The organism is Piscibacillus halophilus (genome assembly GCF_900110685.1).
GTDB lineage: Bacteria > Bacillota > Bacilli > Bacillales > Alkalibacillaceae > Piscibacillus > Piscibacillus halophilus.
This window is the reverse complement of sequence record NZ_FOES01000022.1, coordinates 1-18,282: the sequence shown is the minus strand read 5'-3', so window position 1 is coordinate 18,282 and position 18,282 is coordinate 1. Positions and strand designations below refer to the sequence as shown.

The 18,282-nt window shown below is 36.5% G+C and carries 18 protein-coding genes and 1 riboswitch; of the genes, 9 read left to right on the top strand and 9 right to left on the bottom strand.

The genetic code is table 11. From position 1 onward, the window contains the following. Positions 1-110: 110 nt before the first annotated feature. Both BMY57_RS10205 and glcD read right to left on the bottom strand, forming a co-directional pair. Complete coding sequence (locus BMY57_RS10205; RefSeq protein WP_091773970.1) at positions 111-1,409, bottom strand: (Fe-S)-binding protein; 1,299 nt, start codon at positions 1,407-1,409, stop codon at positions 111-113. 12 nt (positions 1,410-1,421) lie between these two features. Next, complete coding sequence (glcD, locus tag BMY57_RS10200; RefSeq protein ID WP_091773968.1) at positions 1,422-2,828, bottom strand: glycolate oxidase subunit GlcD; 1,407 nt, start codon at positions 2,826-2,828, stop codon at positions 1,422-1,424. A gap of 115 nt (positions 2,829-2,943) precedes the next feature. Between glcD and nagA the strand changes: the two genes are divergently transcribed. Continuing rightward, positions 2,944-4,080, top strand: a complete 1,137-nt coding sequence (nagA, locus tag BMY57_RS10195) for an N-acetylglucosamine-6-phosphate deacetylase (RefSeq protein ID WP_091773966.1) — start codon at positions 2,944-2,946, stop codon at positions 4,078-4,080. A gap of 10 nt (positions 4,081-4,090) precedes the next feature. After that, positions 4,091-4,795, top strand: coding sequence for a glucosamine-6-phosphate deaminase (nagB, locus tag BMY57_RS10190; protein WP_091774010.1), 705 nt, complete (start codon positions 4,091-4,093; stop codon positions 4,793-4,795). A gap of 214 nt (positions 4,796-5,009) precedes the next feature. On the opposite strand, the gene BMY57_RS10185 is transcribed toward nagB, so the two are convergent. Together BMY57_RS10185 and BMY57_RS10180 are read right to left on the bottom strand one after the other, a co-directional pair. After that, positions 5,010-6,143, bottom strand: a complete 1,134-nt coding sequence (locus BMY57_RS10185) for an ABC transporter ATP-binding protein (RefSeq protein WP_091773964.1) — start codon at positions 6,141-6,143, stop codon at positions 5,010-5,012. 100 nt (positions 6,144-6,243) lie between these two features. Then, on the bottom strand, positions 6,244-7,104 hold the full coding sequence (locus tag BMY57_RS10180; protein ID WP_091773962.1) for a PucR family transcriptional regulator: 861 nt from the start codon (positions 7,102-7,104) through the stop codon (positions 6,244-6,246). A 149-nt stretch (positions 7,105-7,253) separates the two neighbouring features. Here BMY57_RS10180 and BMY57_RS10175 point away from each other — a divergent pair, with 149 nt between their 5' ends. From BMY57_RS10175 to BMY57_RS10160, 4 genes are all read left to right on the top strand, one after another. Beyond that, positions 7,254-7,643 (top strand): GntR family transcriptional regulator, encoded by a 390-nt coding sequence (locus BMY57_RS10175; protein WP_091773960.1) that lies wholly within the window; start codon positions 7,254-7,256, stop codon positions 7,641-7,643. Beyond that, on the top strand, positions 7,640-8,518 hold the full coding sequence (locus BMY57_RS10170; RefSeq protein WP_091773958.1) for an ABC transporter ATP-binding protein: 879 nt from the start codon (positions 7,640-7,642) through the stop codon (positions 8,516-8,518). The genes BMY57_RS10175 and BMY57_RS10170 overlap by 4 nt, the downstream gene beginning before the upstream one ends. Next, positions 8,508-9,485, top strand: coding sequence for an ABC transporter permease (locus BMY57_RS10165; RefSeq protein ID WP_091773955.1), 978 nt, complete (start codon positions 8,508-8,510; stop codon positions 9,483-9,485). Before BMY57_RS10170 ends, BMY57_RS10165 begins: the two co-directional genes overlap by 11 nt. Positions 9,486-9,594: 109 nt before the next feature. Next, a complete protein-coding gene (locus BMY57_RS10160; protein ID WP_091773953.1) occupies positions 9,595-9,750 on the top strand; it encodes a YegP family protein in 156 nt (51 codons plus the stop codon). A gap of 107 nt (positions 9,751-9,857) precedes the next feature. On the opposite strand, the gene BMY57_RS10155 is transcribed toward BMY57_RS10160, so the two are convergent. The 5 genes from BMY57_RS10155 to BMY57_RS10135 all read right to left on the bottom strand — a co-directional run bounded on the left by BMY57_RS10155 (position 9,858) and on the right by BMY57_RS10135 (position 15,138). After that, positions 9,858-10,943, bottom strand: a complete 1,086-nt coding sequence (locus BMY57_RS10155; protein ID WP_175614600.1) for an AI-2E family transporter — start codon at positions 10,941-10,943, stop codon at positions 9,858-9,860. A 160-nt stretch (positions 10,944-11,103) separates the two neighbouring features. Beyond that, on the bottom strand, positions 11,104-11,250 hold the full coding sequence (locus tag BMY57_RS10150; protein ID WP_091773949.1) for an anti-repressor SinI family protein: 147 nt from the start codon (positions 11,248-11,250) through the stop codon (positions 11,104-11,106). An 18-nt stretch (positions 11,251-11,268) separates the two neighbouring features. Then, positions 11,269-11,353, bottom strand: a riboswitch (cyclic di-GMP riboswitch). 133 nt (positions 11,354-11,486) lie between these two features. Beyond that, a complete protein-coding gene (locus tag BMY57_RS10145; protein ID WP_091773947.1) occupies positions 11,487-12,044 on the bottom strand; it encodes a hypothetical protein in 558 nt (185 codons plus the stop codon). A 628-nt stretch (positions 12,045-12,672) separates the two neighbouring features. Next, on the bottom strand, positions 12,673-14,133 hold the full coding sequence (locus BMY57_RS10140; protein ID WP_091773946.1) for a S8 family peptidase: 1,461 nt from the start codon (positions 14,131-14,133) through the stop codon (positions 12,673-12,675). Positions 14,134-14,499: 366 nt separating this feature from the next. Next, positions 14,500-15,138 (bottom strand): YigZ family protein, encoded by a 639-nt coding sequence (locus BMY57_RS10135; protein WP_091773944.1) that lies wholly within the window; start codon positions 15,136-15,138, stop codon positions 14,500-14,502. Between the two features lie 153 nt (positions 15,139-15,291). Here BMY57_RS10135 and BMY57_RS10130 point away from each other — a divergent pair, with 153 nt between their 5' ends. The 3 genes from BMY57_RS10130 (at position 15,292) to BMY57_RS10120 (ending at position 18,181) form a co-directional block, all read left to right on the top strand. Next, positions 15,292-16,440 carry a sensor histidine kinase gene (locus tag BMY57_RS10130; RefSeq protein ID WP_091773942.1) on the top strand — a complete coding sequence of 383 codons (1,149 nt, stop codon included), beginning with the start codon at positions 15,292-15,294 and terminating at the stop codon, positions 16,438-16,440. Between the two features lie 57 nt (positions 16,441-16,497). Then, positions 16,498-17,196, top strand: a complete 699-nt coding sequence (locus BMY57_RS10125) for a response regulator transcription factor (RefSeq protein ID WP_091773940.1) — start codon at positions 16,498-16,500, stop codon at positions 17,194-17,196. A 139-nt stretch (positions 17,197-17,335) separates the two neighbouring features. Further along, positions 17,336-18,181 (top strand): DegV family protein, encoded by an 846-nt coding sequence (locus tag BMY57_RS10120; protein WP_091773939.1) that lies wholly within the window; start codon positions 17,336-17,338, stop codon positions 18,179-18,181. The last annotated feature ends 101 nt before the right edge of the window (positions 18,182-18,282 follow it).

The window sequence follows — 18,282 nt, the reverse complement described above, 5'->3', positions numbered from 1 at the left end:
GAAGCCGAACTTAAGGTTATATTTAACACCTAAGAGTTCGGCTTCTTTCTTCTACGTATATAAATAACTGTCATTCTACTTTTTAGTGTTTAGCTAGCCTTCTTAATAATTTAATTCACTAATGCTTCTAATAAATAGTCAGCCAAATGAACAGCTCTCATAGAGTCTGACTTACCTTCTCGTTCAATTCCCAGTCTCATTTGAATCAAGCAACCTGGATTTGAAGTAATAATAGTTTGAGCATAAGTCTTTTCGACATGCTTCATTTTGTGATCTAAAATTTGCATCGACATATCAGGCTGGGTAATGTTATAAATCCCAGCTGACCCGCAACAAGAGTCGGCCTTTTCCATTTCAACCAAACTTCCCCCTTGAACAGCTTGAATCAAAGCGCGAGGCTCCTTGTAGACTCCCATAACATTTCGAAGGTGGCAAGAGTCTTGATAGGTCACATATTGTGGTGAGACTTGAAGGTTATGTTGATCTATAAACCCGAGCTTGATTAATATGGATGAAAAATCAACAATCTTATCCACGAATTCTTTGGCGCGTTCTGACCAAATGGAATCATGGCGAAGTAGGTAATGATAATCATGTAAAAAGGCTCCGCAGCCTCCTGCATTCGTAATAATGTAATCACATTCCACATCTTCAAATGCTTGAATATTTTTCTTCGCTAGATCTAAAGCTCCTTCTTTTTCTCCACTATGTCCGTGCAAGGCGCCACAGCAATTTTGCGTATTAGGTACGACGACATCACACCCAGCCTTATTCAGTAATTTAATGGTTGACTGATTCGTTTCATGGAACATCGTATCCATTAAACAGCCTCTAAACATAGCAACAGTTGCTTTCGTATCTCCTTCAGCTTTAAAGACAGTATCAGCTGAACGTTCTGCTTTACTCACTTGTGGGAGTGCTTTTTCCATTTGCTGCATATGTTTTGGAAAGAGTTTTAAAATCCCTAGTTTACGGCTTGTTTTTTGTAACCCAGATTTTTGATAAAAACTAAGTAAGCTCGTGGCTTGCTCCATACGCTTTTGATTAGGGAAAAGTTGTTTGAAAACCGTTTTCCGAACTGTTTTTTCCTTTATAGAAGGTTTGTTATGTTCTTGAAAAATGGCACGTGCTTCTTCTAACATGTGTCCGTAATTAACCCCTGCTGGGCACGCGGGCTCACAGGCACGACACCCTAAGCAAACATTCAGAGATTCCTCTACTTGTTCATAGGAATCAATGTCACCGTCACGTACTGCTTTCATCAGTGCGATTCGACCACGAGGGGAATGGATTTCGCTTTTCGTTTCAATATAAGTGGGACATGCAGGTAAGCAAAAACCACATCGCATACAATTTAGGAGTTCGTTCTCTTCAATTCGCTCCTCAAAGTCTTTTTGAATCGTGCTCATGGATTCACCACCTTAAAGTGCAATTCTTTTTCGAGTTTCTTTGGCGAACATCTTTCTAGGATTCATAATGTTGTGAGGGTCAAACGCAGCTTTAATATTTTTCATTATTTCTAATCCTGCATCGCCGACTTTCCAAGCTAAATAAGGTGACTTCATTTCACCAACCCCGTGCTCACCTGTAATGGTACCTCCGAACTCAATTGCATAAGCAAAAATTTCTTCGAATGCTTTTTCTACACGTTCCATTTCCTCTTGATTTCGAGCATCTGTCATGCAAGTAGGATGGAGGTTGCCGTCTCCAGCATGGCCAAACGTTGCAATTCTAACATTATACTTTTCTGCAATTCGATTGATTTGCCGAACCATAGGGGCGATTTCTGACCTTGGGACGGTTGCATCTTCTAAGATCGTCGTTGGACTCAATCTAGCAATCGCAGATAATGCAGCTCGCCGCCCTTCACGTAAACGATTCGCTTCTTCTTCGGTGTTAGCAATTTTTACATCAATCGCTCCTTCTTTTCTGCAAAGTAAAGCGATTTGTTCAATATCCTCGGATACAACTGAGTGAGGCCCATCTTGCTCAATTAATAGAACGGCTTCTGCTTGTGTCGGTAATCCGAGATGTGAGTATTCCTCAACCGCATGGATGGTAGGTTGATCCATAAACTCTAGCGTGGCGGGTGTCATTTTATTGGCTATAATACTAGAAACCGTCTGAGATGCTTGGTCGATGGATTCATAGATGGCTAATAGTGTTTGTTTTGTTTCTGGTTTCGGAATTAACTTTAACGTTGCCTCTGTAACAATCCCTAATGTTCCTTCAGATCCCACCAATAGTTTTGTTAAATCATAACCTGCTACATCTTTAGCGAGTTTACCGCCCGTTCGAATGACTTCACCATTCGGTAAGACGACTTCAAGAGCTAGTATATAATCTTTCGTAACACCGTATTTCAGACCACGTAGGCCGCCTGAGTTCTCGTTAATATTCCCGCCAATAGTAGATATTTTCATAGAACTTGGATCAGGTGGGTAAAATAACCCTTTAGCTTCAACCGTATCACAAATGGTTTTCGTGATAACACCTGGTTGAACGGTAATCGTCAAATTTTCTTCATCTATTTCTATAATTTGATCCAATCTATTAAATAAGATGACGACGCCTCCTTGGGTCGGTGTCGTTCCAGCTGCAAGATTAGTTCCCGAACCACGAGGGACGATTGGTACTTGATGTTTTTCACAAAGTTTAACGATCTGAGAAATCTCTTCAGTGTTAGCAGGACTTACGACGACGTCTGGTTTGCTTTGAAAGTTAGGTGTCGCATCAAAGGAGTAGGCCATAAGCCCTGCTTCACTACATTCCACATGTGATTCTCCGACAATTTCTATTAAACTTTTAATAAAAGAATCACGAACCATGCACAACTCTCCCTTTAATATTCTTATGTTTTATTATAATATGAATGTGAAGGTATTGAAATAATATTACGAAATTATTTAATTTTATATAAAATATTAATTCAAAGGTGATGACATGAAAACCTTATTTAAAAATGTGAATGTGTATACTGAGTACCATGTATTAAGAAACAGTTCGCTACTAATCGAAAAAGGAATCATAAAAAGGATTGGTCATCAACATACTAGTGATGGTGAAGTGGTCGATGGTGAAGGGCTTAACTTAATTCCAGGCTTTATCGATGGTCATATTCATGGAGCAGGTGGAGCAGATGTCATGGATGGAACACCTGAAGCGATTAAGCAAATCGCCCAAACTGTTCTAGAAGAGGGAGTCACTTCTTTTGTACCGACTACGATCACCAGTGAACATCAAGAGATTGAACGGGTATTAGATATAGTGGGTGAGCTAAACTTAAAACAAGGTGCTGAAGTTTTAGGGTTGCATATTGAAGGGCCTTTTGTAGAAATTAAAAAGGCCGGTGCACAACCAAAAGAGTATATCGTTAAACCAAATGTAAACATGATGAAACGCTGGGTTGGAAAATCAAAGGGCATGATTAAAACAGTCACGATGGCTCCTGAGTTAGACATGGATGGAGAGCTCATCCAGTACTTAGTTGATAAAGGGATCATCGCCTCAGCTGGTCATACCGATGCGGGTTCAAGGGAGATCAAACTTGCTGTTGAACGTGGGGTCAGACAAATGACACATTTATGTAATGCGATGAATGGAATACATCACCGAGATGTCGGGGCAGTAGGAGCAGCGATGCTATTACCAGACTTAAAAAGTGAAATCATTGCTGATCGGATTCATGTTACAGATGATATGTTACGTTTGATTTACCAAACAATCGGTCCAGATCGAATTTTATTAATCACCGATGCGATGCGAGCAAAAGGACAGCCAGATGGAACATATAAGCTAGGTGGTCAAGATGTGACTGTTAAACAAGGCAAGGCCACCCTTAGTGATGGTACTTTAGCTGGTAGTTTATTAACGATGGATCAAGCGGCGAGAAATATGGTCAAAGTAACGGGAGCAAGTTTTAGAGATATCATTCAAATGGCTTCGGTGAATCCAGCTAAGCAATTAGGTGTGTTTAATCGAAAAGGAAGTATTGAAGTTGGAAAAGATGCTGATTTATTGTTAGTTGATTCCAATTTTCATATACAGAAAACCATTTGTCGAGGTGTTGTTTATGATTGAGGTGAAAGGGATGAAAACTTATAAAGTTCAAAGCTATGAGGACTTGAGTAAAATGGCTGCTGGGGTCGTTGTAGAAGAGATTAAGGAGAACCCTCAGGCAGTATTAGGGTTAGCAACAGGCAGTACACCTATCGGACTTTATGAGCAGTTAATTCGTGATTATCAACAAGGGAAGGTTAGCTTTAAGAATGTAAAAACGTTTAATTTAGATGAGTACGTCGGGATCCATCGTTCTCACCCCCAAAGTTACTATCAGTTCATGAGAAAGCATTTATTTCAGTCAGTGGATTTAAGTAAGAACCATATTCATATTCCGAATGGTCAGGCAGAAGATCCTAAAAAAGAATGTGAAAGATATGAGCAGTTATTACAGTCTCAAGGTCCCGTTGATTTACAGGTCCTAGGTTTAGGTGTCAATGGTCATATAGGTTTTAACGAACCAGGAACGAGCTTTCATTCACGCACACATGTCGTTCAGTTAGCGGATTCAACACGAGAAGCAAATGCTCGATTCTTTAATTCGAAAGAAGAAGTGCCTAAACAAGCGATTACAGTGGGGATTGAAAACATCATGGAAAGCCGTCAAATAGTTCTATTAGCATATGGAGAAAATAAACAAGAGGCAATCAATCGTTTGTTGGAAGGGGAAGTGAGTGAAAGCTTTCCGGCAAGTATTTTAACTCAACATCCTAATGTAACCGTCATATATGGATAAATTTAGCTGTGTCATTAGCGGAACATCCTTAAATCTTTGAACAGAAGTGAGTTTGGGGGAGTTGAAGCCGTGCCTGCGGAAAGCGAAGCATTTTGACGTAACTACCATAAAGAAGGCGAACCTTGGATGTTTAATACAGTCTAAGGTTCGCCTTCTTTTATTTAATCATTATTTTTGTCTCAGCCATCTTTAAATATTTTTATAGGTTAAAAAATTATACTTCTTGAGTTTCTTCTTTTACTTGTGCTTGATAATCAATTCTTTCTTCAGTATCGACGTCGAAAAAGTGTGCTTTATTCATATCAACTGCAAGCGTGATATCTTGACCAGCTTCGACGTTTGAACGAGCATCAACACGTGCTGTAAAGTCTTGTTCTCCAATTTTGGAATACAAGTAAGATTCCGATCCCATAAGTTCTGCTACATCAATCATTGCAGTAAATGAAGAACCTTCCGCGCTTTGAAGAAAGGCAGGCTCATCGTGAAGGTCTTCTGGACGAATGCCTAATACGATTTCTTTTCCGACATAGTCTAATTCGCGAAGAGTTTTCATTCGGCCTTCTGGAATAGCAATGTCGTGACCTTCAATTGTAATGGAGTTATCATTGAGTGTCCCTTTTAAGAAGTTCATAGCAGGTGAGCCGATAAAGCCACCGACGAACATATTATTCGGCTGATCATAAACTTCTTTCGGTGAACCAACTTGTTGAATGACTCCATCTTTCATAACCACAAGACGTGTTGCCATAGTCATCGCTTCCGTTTGGTCGTGAGTTACATAGATGGTGGTCGTTTGTAGACGTTGGTGTAGCTTTTGAATTTCTGCACGCATTTGTACACGAAGCTTTGCATCTAAGTTCGATAGTGGCTCATCCATCAAGAATACTTTGGCATCACGTACAATTGCGCGTCCTAATGCGACACGCTGACGCTGACCTCCAGAAAGAGCTTTTGGCTTACGGTCTAGAAGCTCTTCTAACCCTAAGATTTCCGCAGCTTTTTGAACGCGTTCTTTAATTTCCTTTTTATTGACTTTACGCAATTTTAAGCTAAAAGCCATATTGTCATAAACATTCATATGAGGGTATAGAGCATAGTTTTGGAATACCATCGCAATATCACGATTCTTAGGTGCAACATCATTCATAAGTTGATCATCAATATAAAACTCACCCGCAGTAATTTCTTCTAGTCCAGCAATCATTCTTAGTGTAGTAGATTTACCACAGCCAGACGGACCAACAAAGACGATAAATTCTTTATCTTTAATATGTAAGTTGAAATCTTGTACAGCATGAACATCTTTGTCATAGATTTTATTAATGTTTTCGAGACGTAACTCAGCCATTAGAACCCCTCCAAATTTTTTTGTTAATTCTAGTTTAATAAAAGATAAAACGGTTTCATATGGACCATTTGCATAAAAATTTTGACTATTTTTGTGCAGGTTAGGAATCTATTAATTGAATGGCTAAATAAACTTGAATCATGTTTTTAAAGTTTTTCATATCTTGTCCCGTTTGTTCTTGGAATTTATCAATACGATATTGCACACTATTTCGATGCATATATAATGCTTTTGCTGTAGCTGTAACATTCCCATGATGCTCGATAACCGTTTGAATCGTTTTTAGAAGTTCTGAATCATGGATGGTGTTTTTTAATATGGATTCAGTATAAAAGAGTCGATCTTCCTTAGAATATTTCATAGGAAGAAGTTCTAATAACGAATTCTCTTGCTTAACGATTCGTTGGTGAGTAACTTCAAATATTTGTTCGGCCGTTTTAATAAACCAATGATAAATCAACGGGGCTTTGTCAATGTCATTATAAGTATCACTTACGAAAAATCTTAACTTTAAGTCCAAATCATCACTCAATACATCCATAATTTCTTCGAATTCAATAGGTTCTTCTTTTTCTGATATTTCCTCTATTAGCACTAATTGAAGATCAGGTTTCCAAATAAATAAAAATGGTTTATTTAGCGCCATCGATACGGATTGTCTCAAATTCGATGGATCGGTAGCTCTTTCAGGGAGATGGATCACTATAAAACGGTATTGATTTAAGTCATGTGGTGGTCGGTCAGTTTTCTGAGTAAGGTAGTGAATCCATTCTGTTTCTTCTTTTGTATGTAAAGGTTCTTGATCAGAGAAGGCTTCAATTAATTGCTTTTGTTCATTTGTGAGATCGTCATTTGGAATAGCATATAACTGCCCTTGAACTCGAAAAGAATAATAACCATCTTCATTCATATGAACTCGTTTTATATTGGGAAACAGTTGTTTTAACTTCTCTAGATTCATATTATTACTCCTTTAAGATGGGATTCCTTTAAAACCTATTATATCAGACAGCTTAAAATTTTTAGGCAAATGAATTAATTCTGATAAAAAGTGTTGTAAGTGTACTACTTCATATAGTACACTTAATACAGCATAGTGAGGTGATGAGTTTGCACATTCAACTAAACCCAACTAGCCCCAAGCCAATTTATGAGCAGATTATTGAACAAGTGCGCCATAGAATATTACAGAGGATTGTCCTTCCAGGTGATCAAGTACCTTCGGTGCGAGAGTTATCATCACAACTGATGATTAATCCCAACACCGTTAGTAAAGCTTATAAAGAGCTTGAGCGCGAAGGAATTTTTGTGACCTATAGAGGTAAAGGGACCTTTATTAGTGAAGATGTCGAACATTTAGTTAGAGAAAAAGAACTCGAAAAGATAAAAAGACAGGTTCATCATATAGTGATATCTGCTCATCAAATAGGGATTACGTCAGATAAACTTAAAAGTTGGGTGGATGAAGGATATATGAAGCAAGAGGGGGAGAGTCAATGATCAGAGTGAGCGGAGTTTCTAAAAAAATCCATAACAAAATGATTTTAGAAGATATTCGTTTTTCCGTACAAAAAGGAACCGTAACGGGTGTTATTGGACGTAATGGAGCAGGAAAAACGACGTTGCTTCGATTAATCGCTGGGATACTGCAACCATCAAAAGGTGAGATCACAGTTGATGACCAGGATGTTTTTATTCAACCTCAAATCAAGCAACAGGTCGTGTTTGTTCCAGATTCAACAGATGCTTTAAAAACATATACCATAAAAGAAATTATTAGATTTTATCAACAAATCTATCATACATTTGACCAAGATTATTTTTATGAACTACTTGAACGGTTTAATTTTCATAAAGATGGGAAAATCAAATCGTTTTCAAAAGGGCAAAAGGCTTTATTTTCCCTGATATTAGCCTTTTCAACTAAATCTCAATATATCTTACTTGACGAACCAACAGACGGATTAGATGTCATCGTTAAAAAGCAAATTTTACAACTCATAGCGGAAGTTGTATCTGAACGTGAGGTATCAGTTTTGATTTCCTCGCACCGTCTGGATGAATTAGAAAAATTAGCGGATCATATTGTTGTCTTAAAAGGTGGAAAAGTCGATTCTGAATTTGATATGGAGCATTTAAAGGATCAATATCGTAAACTACAGGTTGCATTTCAAGATGGAATGCCTAGCTCATTAAGAGAACATGTTCATATTTTAAGTGAAACAGGAAGAGTCGCAGTTGTTTTAGTTCCTCAAGATGATCAAGATTCTATTGATATGATTCATCAGGCTAATCCAATCTTATTTGAAGATCTTGCATTAACGTTAGAAGATATTTTTGTCGCGAAGCTTGGGGGTGATTTATATGTTTCCTAAAGCACTATGGATGAAAGAATGGAAGCATACGAAAATAATCAGTTTTGCTCTGTTAGTTGTTTATATTTTGGCATATCCAGTAGCTGCTGGATTATCAATTGATAGTTGGAAAGCTCGACAAAATAGTCTGCATTGGTCTGAACAATCCATCTATGAAATTCAGAGTCTGTTTTCTGGGGAACTTTATGCCGTGATTGGAGTCATTGTGATTGTTTTATTAGCAGGTTTTTTAATAGGTTTAGAGAAAAATACGAAGCGATATGACTTTATGATGGCATTGCCTTTTTCTCGAACCCAGATGTTTTTAACGAAATATTTTTATGGCCTGATAGTGATTGGATCAACTTATGCGATATCATTTTTGTCAGGATATTTAGTCATTGTTCAGTCTGAGTTTTCGTATTTGTTGTCGGAAATAAATATGTTATATGCTTTCTTCTCACCGTTGGCTATGTATTTTGTTATTTTTTCTTTAGCGATGTTGGTAGGAACGATTACAGGAGAGGTTAAGTCCCAAACTGTTTTAAGCTTTATTTTTCTAATTTATCCTCAAGCACTATTTGTTTTGATCGCGAGTATGGTGGACCTTCATGGAGGGGACCCCGGATCTGTTTATAATGATAATTTTATAATGGAAGATATGTTTTGGTTCAGTTATTTAAACATCGGTACTGATCAAAATGTTTTAATACCTCTGATCTTTGGTTTAATCTTCACGGGCTTGGCATGGTTCGCGTTTATCCGTTCGTCTTCAGAGTATTGTGGAGAGTTTTTAATGTTTAGCCAATTACATCCTCTATTTGCCATTCTGATTCCTATATCAGGTGCGTTATTAGGCAGTTTTATTGTTGGCGGCGTTGTACCATATGATGCAGGTCAAGGGTTAAAAATGATGGTTTATTGGATTGGGTTTATCATTGCATTGTTTTTTGCATTTAAGATTACGAAACGGTTATTAAATAGATGATATGAAGAGGCTGCTCTTTAATTAGGGTAGCCTTTTTAGATTTAGAACTAATTTCATATAGGAATTTCAACCTTGCTGTAGAAATAAGCTTAAACAGGAGGTGATGGTCATGTACTTTGAAATAACAAAATCAGCGAATGATCAGTATTATTTTGTTATTAAAGCAAATAACCATGAAGTTGTAGCGACTAGTGAAACGTATGTAACCAAGCAAAGTGCCAAAAAGACTATTGACTCAATCAAAAATGGGATTAATTCAAATTAAAAAGTAATTGACCAATCGTAACGTAATAACAAAGCATGAAAAATCCCCTTATAGCAACCAAGTGAGTATGCTATAAGGGGATTAAAGTTAGAGAATTTATGATGATCTTAATCAAACATCTCTTTATTTCTAAGCTTAATAATTCTGTAAATATGGCTGACAATGACTTTTATAACAGCATAGGTTGGTACAGCAATGATCATGGCCACGATTCCACCAAATTTTCCAGCAAATAATAATAAGAAAATAATCGTAATCGGGTGGATATTGAGTTTTTTACCCATGACTTGTGGTGAGATTAAGTTGCTTTCAATTTGTTGTACGACAACCGCTACCACGACGACGAGTAAAGCTTGAAAAGGTGACTCAAATAATCCGACAATAACCCCTGGGGCTGTCCCAATCCAAGGTCCAATAAACGGTATAAAATTGGTGATTAACGCAATAAACGCCAAGATCAATGCGAAGCGTAAGTCGATAATTAAATAACCGATATAAATTAAAACACCGACACAAATACTAACGATAATTTGACCTTGAATATAGTTGCTCAAGGCATCATCCATCTCATCTAAAATATCGCCAACTTCATGTTGATACTTTTTAGGTAAAAAACCTAATATCCTTTTTGGAAGACGTTCACCATCTTTTAATAGATAAAACAATACGAAAGGAACGACGATTAAGACAATGATAATGTTCGCTAGCAAACCGATGTAAGTTGTAATATGACCTGCAATATTAGTAGCTATTTCTGTGATCCGTCCTTCAATACCTTCTAACCATTCTGTTATAGCTTGTTGATCTGGAGATATTCTAGCAAACCAATCACTGTTTTGGACAGTTATTAGAAATTGATTCGCTTCATTTATAAAATTAGGAACTTGTTCTGCAAAATTTTCGATCTGTCTTTGAAGTTCAGGGTAAATTAACATAGTTAACCCTATGATTAAACCGATCCCAGTTAAAAAAACAATTAATACCGCTACTGAGCGGGGCATTTTCTTATCAAGCAAATCAACGATTGGTCTTGTTAAATAATATAAAATTCCGGCGATGATTAATGGGGTAAATATAGTTTGAAATAGGACAAATAGCGGTTCAAATATAAACTGAATCTTAGTTGAAAGAAAAATAATAATCATGATGATAATTATGGCATATCCAAACCGAAACCACTTTCCATGGGGCACGTTTTTCACCAACTCTCTTAAACTTATAGTCATATTGTAATATAGTAAAATTTGCTAGTCTACTTAAAGTTATGTTTCTATTATTTCCAAATCAAAAATAAGTAAACATAAAGAAACCGTGAACGAAATCATCCACGGTATCAAAGCGGAATTTGAAGTATTAGTATCCAGGTCGTTGAAATTCGAGAAATTCCCGAATTTCTCTTTTGCTAATTCCCATTTCTTTTGCTTTTTTTATAAGTAAAACCCATTCTCGATCCAGTTGCTTCTCTGTACCCTTCTGATAATGTGTCATCATGACCAACATTAACCTCCCCCAACAAGATGAGGCAGCTGTGCTGTCTTAGGTTCAATCCCTTAGACCACTCGCTTTGCGTCCCTTTTTTTCAAAAGGTTTGCCTTTAAACTGCATCGAAATAATCACCTTAACTCAATTGTATAAGCTTTTTAGGAAATTGTTACCCCTATTTCATCCAAAAATTATGCTACTGTTTTACTAAATTTTCAATAAACTTTAATTTTAAACAATAAATTTGTCGATTCTTAGAAGTTCTTTTGTTCTTCAATCCATGTGTTAGCTTCCTTCACAAGTTCGTTTTTAAGCTGAGACTTTGTTCTTTTATACTGACGTTCTAATTTGGAAACAGAATTTGTGGAATAGCCATGCCGATTTAGCTCAGATTTATACGAATCAAAGAATTCCGTAAATTTTTGATCAATATCTTCTTCAAGTTGAGTCGCTTTTTGTTCATATTTCAAAACTAAGGCGCCCATTTTAAGTGGGTTAGTATCTTCATCTAACTCAGATAATACTTCTTCTTTCATTTCACCAATTTCATTGACCGTTTCTTCTTTTAAATCTTCAAAAGTGGTTTCATACTTTCGAATGATTTGTTCTTCATCTGGTTTTTGATTTTCTTCTGAAGGTTCTATGTATAAAATGTCATCGCCCCATCTATTAGTTGTAGGTTGAGCTTCTGATTCTTCAGTTGTTTCGATTTCTTCTTTGTCTAATTGATTAAGACTGCGTTCAACCCAACTGATTCCATTAGATACTAAATAAATCATGATGATAGCTATAACCAATAATAATTTTCGCATTGTTTACCAATCAGCCTTTCTCAGCTTCGATGATGCCGTATTCTTTCAATTTCATCTTCGTCAAAAATAGTGTGATTTATACTGGGAAAATAGGAGAAAATAAACATCGTATCGACATATTGGGACAAAATAATTCAAAAACAGTATTGTATAGCTCTATGAGTTAAACAAGTCTTTCGTAGGGCTACTTTCTTCCGATTAATCGTAAGACCTCCAAAGTTATGACCGCGAAGACCTTGCCTATTTAATCTTAGTAAGGAAAAATTCAAGTTAACAGATAAAGAAGATTAAAAATCAAGAGCTGTTCTAAAGGTTATGTTTACCTTTGGGGCAGCTTTTTTACATCATATAGATGAGATATTGTCCGTGGAATTCGGTTTATAATCTCTCAGAAATTATTATCCAATTTTTATGATTTATTATCTATTTTTCAGAATTTATTATCTAATTTTAGGGTTTTATTATCCATTCTGGAAAGTTTAATATCTAATTCACGAAATTTATTATCTAATTCACGAAATTTATTATCTAATTTATGTATTTTATTCTCTAATTCACAGACTTTATTATCTAATAAAAAACGATCCCGTTGGAATGTCAACGGGATCGTTCATATTATAAAAACGAACTATTGAACTGCTTTAAGCGCATTTAAGTGGCCATTACCGAAAAGTTTTCTTTCTTGACCTTTGACTTCATCAACTGCATCTTTTAATAGTTCACGCTTAACTTGTGCTGGTGATAGATCACCGTTATTTTGGTCGATGATGAGACCTGCAACAGCTGATACTTTTGGTGTAGCCATTGAAGTACCAATGCTGAAGTAATATTCAGTAGGTGATTCATTACCAGTACTTAGAGCGAACTCATTATAGTAAAGAAGGTTATCATAGTATTCGTCTTCTTTACCTTCATCGATATACTGTTGAAGTAATGCTCGATCTCCACCTGGAGCAGTGATGTCAATCTGACCAGCTCCATAGTTTGAATAAATTGCTAAAACATCATTGGGGCCAGTTGCTGAAACGTTGATCACGTTAGAAAGCTGAGCTGGAACTGTTTTAGCTGTACCGCGAAACTCAATATTTTCATCCCCGTATTCAGCATTTAAATAGTCCATTACTTCATTGTTATTACTTAAGTCAAGTCCATCGTTACCAGCTGCAACAACGACGACAGCACCTTTATCTTCTGCATATTTCGCTGCACGCTTGTAAGCGACATAATCAGCTACATCATTACCAGCGTTGACCCATTTACCATTTTCATCTTTAACAAATGTTTGTCCAAATAGATCCCATCCACCAAGGCTCATAGATAAAACATCAGAGCCATCGTCTGCAGCTGCAATCATAGCTTTATAAATCCATGCAGATTCCGCTGATCCTGTACCGAACACACGATAAGCACGGAGACCTAAGTCAGGAGCTACACCTGCAATACCCGTTCCTGCCCCAGCAATTGAACCAGAAACGTGACTTCCGTGTCCATGTAAGTCAATATAATTGTCAGGATCTCCAGTTTCAGAAGGCTCAGTACCTTGGAAACCACCAGCTGGTACAAAGTTTTTAGAGCCAGGTAATAAATTTGGTGCTAGATCAACATGGTTAGGGTTAATACCCGTATCAATAACTGCAACTACGGTATCATGAGAACCAGTATGTTCTTCATAACTAGCACCATTTTCTGTAATTCGTTGAATGTCCCACTGAATATCCCAATAGGCAGGAGTCGATTCTAATCCAGATTCATCTAATAAGTCACCAGAAAGATCTCCATCGAATTCAATTTCTTGTAATTCAGGTAACTCCCAAGATAGAGATGAACTAGCTGCTTGAACGGATTTAAATCCTTTAATTTGATTTAAGTCTTCAGCTACGCCTTTTACTTGGTAATAACCAATTTCAGGTACCTCATAGACAATCTCAGCATTCGTTAATGCTAAATCACCTTTAAATTGTTCTACTTTAGCGTTGTTTTTAAGTACGACTGAGTAATATTGATCCTCTGAATCTGCACCAACGCCTAAAGCAGAGAAAGAGAATAGTGCGATTGCAACAGCTGCAATCAATGTTAAGACTTTCTTCATTCTTTAATTTCCCCCCTAGAATAATTTTTAATACTCTAACTATTTTCTTAGTGACTTTTGGATTATCCTTCTATAAAATCATAAATAATTCCATAGACCTAGTATAATTATAATAATTATTATTAAATATTTATTACAATTTTATGAAAAAAATCGACTCATACATCAAATTTTTAGGGCTAAAAACAAAAATATTTATCAACTTATTAACTATTGAAGTCATTATATAAAAATAATAAAATAGTAATTGACCTCGATCATAAAGGGTTATTTAGACGCTATCTTTTTATTTATCCTCCAAACTATTTGGGGGATCTTTTTTTGTAAAAAAAGCTGTTTGCATATGACTGCAAACGGCTTAAATGATTAGATTGATAGGTCTTTTTCAATATATCGTTCTTGAGACACTGAGATTTCAGCTTGGTCTGATGTTAAATTGATGATCCATGTTTTAAACTCTTTGTCTTGTGATACTGGAACTAATACATGGAAAGTAACCTGATCTAGATAATCAATATCTCCCATTACAAAAGAACTATTACGTAATTCATTTTCTAATTTACCTATTAATCCATAATCTACTTTAACTAAAAATTCTTTCATTAATGAACGTTCAACGACACCAATTTGTTTAATCGCTTCGGATGTCGCATTTGAATAAGCTCGGATTAGACCACCAGCACCAAGCTTGATACCACCAAAATATCGAGTAACAACAACAGTAGTGTCTTTTAGATTCATTTTTTTAAGTACGTCTAACATAGGTACACCAGCTGTTCCACTTGGCTCGCCATCGTCATGGGCTTTTTGAATAAGATTTTGTTCACCAATCATATAGGCAGAACAGTTATGGGTAGCGTCTTTATGCTTCTTTTTAATTGCATCTATAAAATTTTGTGCTTCTTCTTCTGTTTCAGTTCGTCTAACATGTCCAATAAAACGAGATTTTTGAATCGTTATTTCGTGTGATCCTTGCTCTTTGATGGTTAAGTAGTTTTCTAGCATAATATTAATCTCCTCTCGTTCATATATTATAAAGTTATTACAAATTTCGAGCAAAGGGTGTGCAGTTTCCTTTTTAATGATAAAATGTGACTAAAACCCACGCGAATATTTGAAATCTTTCGAATGGTTATAGACATGATGGAGGAATTGGTAATGTCGGTAGTTAAGGATAACGAAAAAGCTCTAGACTCCGTTATAGAAGAGATGATCAATGTTGTGACCAATAGCAAACGGGAAGTGTTTGAGATTGGAGAGGAATCTAGAAAACAACAAGAAGCCCTAAACAAAGAAGTGAAGGAAATTAAGCGTGAGGTAGAGAATATAATTAGTGAGAGTGACGAATTGGAAAGGCGACTTAAAGCTTCTAGGGCAAGATTGTCAGAAGTGAGTAAGAACTTTGAGCTATATTCTGAAGAAGAAGTGCGTAAAGTTTATAATAGTACGCATGAGCTACAAACACAGCTGGTTGTTCAACGACAAAAGGAAGTCGCGTTAATTAAACGGCGCGATGAGTTAGAGCAGAGGATTAAGGCACTAGCCACGAATGTTGACAGGGCTGAAAAATTAATGAGTAAAATTAACGTGATCTTGACTTATTTACAAGAAGACTTTAAAGGAGTCAATGAAGCGTTAGAAACGGCCAAGCAAAAGCATGAATTTGGATTAAGAATTATCGAAGCTCAAGAAGAAGAGCGCAGGAATTTATCAAGAGAAATTCATGATGGCCCAGCTCAAATGCTTGCTAATGTTTTAATTCGCTCAGATATTGTCGATAAAACAATGAAACAGCGTGGAATGGACGAAGCCTTAAAAGAGATAAAAGAGATGAAAGAGATGGCGCGAAATGCGCTATACGAAGTGCGTCGCATTATTTATGATTTGCGACCGATGGCATTGGACGACTTAGGACTAGTTCCGACATTGCGGAAGTATCTATCCACAATAGAGGAATACCATGAACTCAAAATCAATTTTGAGTTTAAAGGTAAGGAAATGCGATACGGACATAAGTTTGAAGCGGCTGTTTTTAGAATGATTCAAGAAGCTGTACAAAATGCAGTTAAACATGCTCAAGCTAAATTGATACGTGTTCAATTTGAAGCCAGTCATGACCAGTTGAATATTCGTGTGATTGATGATGGTATTGGTTTTGACCAAGAAGAGAAGAGAAACCAATCATTTGGATTGATTGGAATGCGTGAACGAATAGAAATGTTGGACGGCAAACTAGAGGTTGAGTCAGAGTTAGGACATGGCACAAAGGTTAAAATTTCTTTACCGAATGTTTACGATGAACAATAATGAGACGGTATTCGATATACTTTGGGATAGAAACGTTAAACATAGGAGGTCAAATGTATGGGAACTAGAATCGTGTTAATTGATGATCATAAACTATTTCGTGAAGGTGTAAAACGCATATTAGAATTTGAGGATAGTTTTGAAGTTGTCGCTGAAGGTGGCGATGGAACCGATGCTATGGAGATTGTTGAACAAACAAGACCTGACATCGTGATTATGGATATTAACATGCCGAATGTTAATGGAGTTGAAGCGACTAGAAAGCTGATTAAAAGATTTGAAGACTTAAGAGTGATTATTTTATCCATTCATGATGATGAATCATATGTCACACATGCTCTTAAATCAGGAGCATTAGGTTATATGTTAAAAGAGATGGACACTGATGAGCTAGTCAATGCTATTAAAATTGTGAGTAACGGAGGTTCTTATGTTCATCCGAAAGTCACTCACAACCTAATTAAAGATTACCACCGTTTAGCACTGGCAGGCACAGGTTCTAGCTCAAACGGTTCAAGCGCGGCATTCCAACCTGTGGAATACCGCAAACCATTACATTTATTAACAAGACGTGAATGTGAAGTGCTTCAATTGATGACGGATGGTCAAAGCAACCGTGGAATTTCTGAGACACTTTATATTAGTGAAAAAACGGTTAAAAATCATGTATCTAATATCTTACAAAAAATGAACGTAAATGACAGAACTCAAGCTGTTGTCACAGCGATTAAAAATGGCTGGGTAGAAGTAAAATAAATTAGTCCGCTGGGGAATGTTCCTCGGCGGTTTTTATTTGATTAAAGGATTCGTCATTGTTTACTTTTTTATTTATTCTATATCGCAATTATTTGGGATATATAGTAAAATTTATAGTAGAAAAAGGGAGGTAGAGGTAATGAAAACGGTTGTCGTAACAGATAGTACGGCCTACATACCGGAAGAACGATTAAAAGAAATGAAGATCCATGTTGTACCTCTTTCTGTGAACTTTGGTCAAGAAACCTACCGAGAGTTATATGACATAACGACTAAGGAATTCTACGATAAGGTACGTACTTCGGACGAGCTTCCTAAAACATCGCAGCCCTCAATCGGAGAAGTGTTGAATAAATATGAAGAGCTGTCGAATGAGTATGATGCTATTATTTCTATTCATTTATCTAGTGGAATTAGTGGTACTTATCAAGCTGCTGTGTCAGCTGGACAATCAGTTGATGGAGTAAGAGTTTATCCTTATGATTCAGAAATAAGCTGTATGGCGCAAGGATTCTACGTACTCCGTGCAGCTGAAATGGCTCAACAAGGTGTAGCACCTGAAGACATTGTTAAGGAACTTGATGAAATGAAAGAAAATATGCGTGCCTACTTTATGGTGGACGATTTAAGCCATTTAGCACGAGGTGGTCGTTTGAGTGGTGCTCAAGCCATGGTAGGGAGCTTACTTCAAGTAAAACCACTGCTTCACTTTGAAGATAAAAAGATCGTTCCGTTTGAAAAAATCCGTACGAGTAAAAAGGCTTTTAAACGAATGGAACAATTATTAAACGAATCAGCGAGTCAATCTGAAAAAGTGAAAGCGTGTATTATTCATGCTGAGCGCGAGGAAATTGCTCAAAAATGGAAAGAAGAATTGGAAGAGAAATATCCTAATGTAGAATTTGTTCTCAGTTACTTTGGTCCTGTCATTGGTACTCATTTAGGTGAGGGCGGGATTGGCCTTTGCTGGTATAAAGTGAGTTAAAAAATATTGATTTTAAAAAGGGCAGGCTAAAGCTTGCCTTTTTTTTGATAGGCTCTATAATATTTGTTGGGGTAAAGGTTATTTTCTGATAATTCACTATA

Excerpts from the sequence above, each read along its gene's own strand:
- BMY57_RS10125 (WP_091773940.1), top strand. The coding sequence starts at position 16,498 with ATGGGAACTAGAATCGTGTTAATTGATGATCATAAACTATTTCGTGAA.
- BMY57_RS10135 (WP_091773944.1), bottom strand. The coding sequence starts at position 15,138 with ATGCTAGAAAACTACTTAACCATCAAAGAGCAAGGATCACACGAAATA.
- BMY57_RS10170 (WP_091773958.1), top strand. The coding sequence starts at position 7,640 with ATGATCAGAGTGAGCGGAGTTTCTAAAAAAATCCATAACAAAATGATT.
- BMY57_RS10150 (WP_091773949.1), bottom strand. The coding sequence starts at position 11,250 with ATGTTGGTCATGATGACACATTATCAGAAGGGTACAGAGAAGCAACTG.
- nagB (WP_091774010.1), top strand. The coding sequence starts at position 4,091 with ATGAAAACTTATAAAGTTCAAAGCTATGAGGACTTGAGTAAAATGGCT.
- BMY57_RS10145 (WP_091773947.1), bottom strand. The coding sequence starts at position 12,044 with ATGCGAAAATTATTATTGGTTATAGCTATCATCATGATTTATTTAGTA.
- BMY57_RS10140 (WP_091773946.1), bottom strand. The coding sequence starts at position 14,133 with ATGAAGAAAGTCTTAACATTGATTGCAGCTGTTGCAATCGCACTATTC.
- nagA (WP_091773966.1), top strand. The coding sequence starts at position 2,944 with ATGAAAACCTTATTTAAAAATGTGAATGTGTATACTGAGTACCATGTA.
- BMY57_RS10165 (WP_091773955.1), top strand. The coding sequence starts at position 8,508 with ATGTTTCCTAAAGCACTATGGATGAAAGAATGGAAGCATACGAAAATA.
- BMY57_RS10130 (WP_091773942.1), top strand. The coding sequence starts at position 15,292 with ATGTCGGTAGTTAAGGATAACGAAAAAGCTCTAGACTCCGTTATAGAA.
- BMY57_RS10160 (WP_091773953.1), top strand. The coding sequence starts at position 9,595 with ATGTACTTTGAAATAACAAAATCAGCGAATGATCAGTATTATTTTGTT.
- BMY57_RS10180 (WP_091773962.1), bottom strand. The coding sequence starts at position 7,104 with ATGAATCTAGAGAAGTTAAAACAACTGTTTCCCAATATAAAACGAGTT.
- BMY57_RS10205 (WP_091773970.1), bottom strand. The coding sequence starts at position 1,409 with ATGAGCACGATTCAAAAAGACTTTGAGGAGCGAATTGAAGAGAACGAA.
- BMY57_RS10185 (WP_091773964.1), bottom strand. The coding sequence starts at position 6,143 with ATGGCTGAGTTACGTCTCGAAAACATTAATAAAATCTATGACAAAGAT.
- glcD (WP_091773968.1), bottom strand. The coding sequence starts at position 2,828 with ATGGTTCGTGATTCTTTTATTAAAAGTTTAATAGAAATTGTCGGAGAA.
- BMY57_RS10120 (WP_091773939.1), top strand. The coding sequence starts at position 17,336 with ATGAAAACGGTTGTCGTAACAGATAGTACGGCCTACATACCGGAAGAA.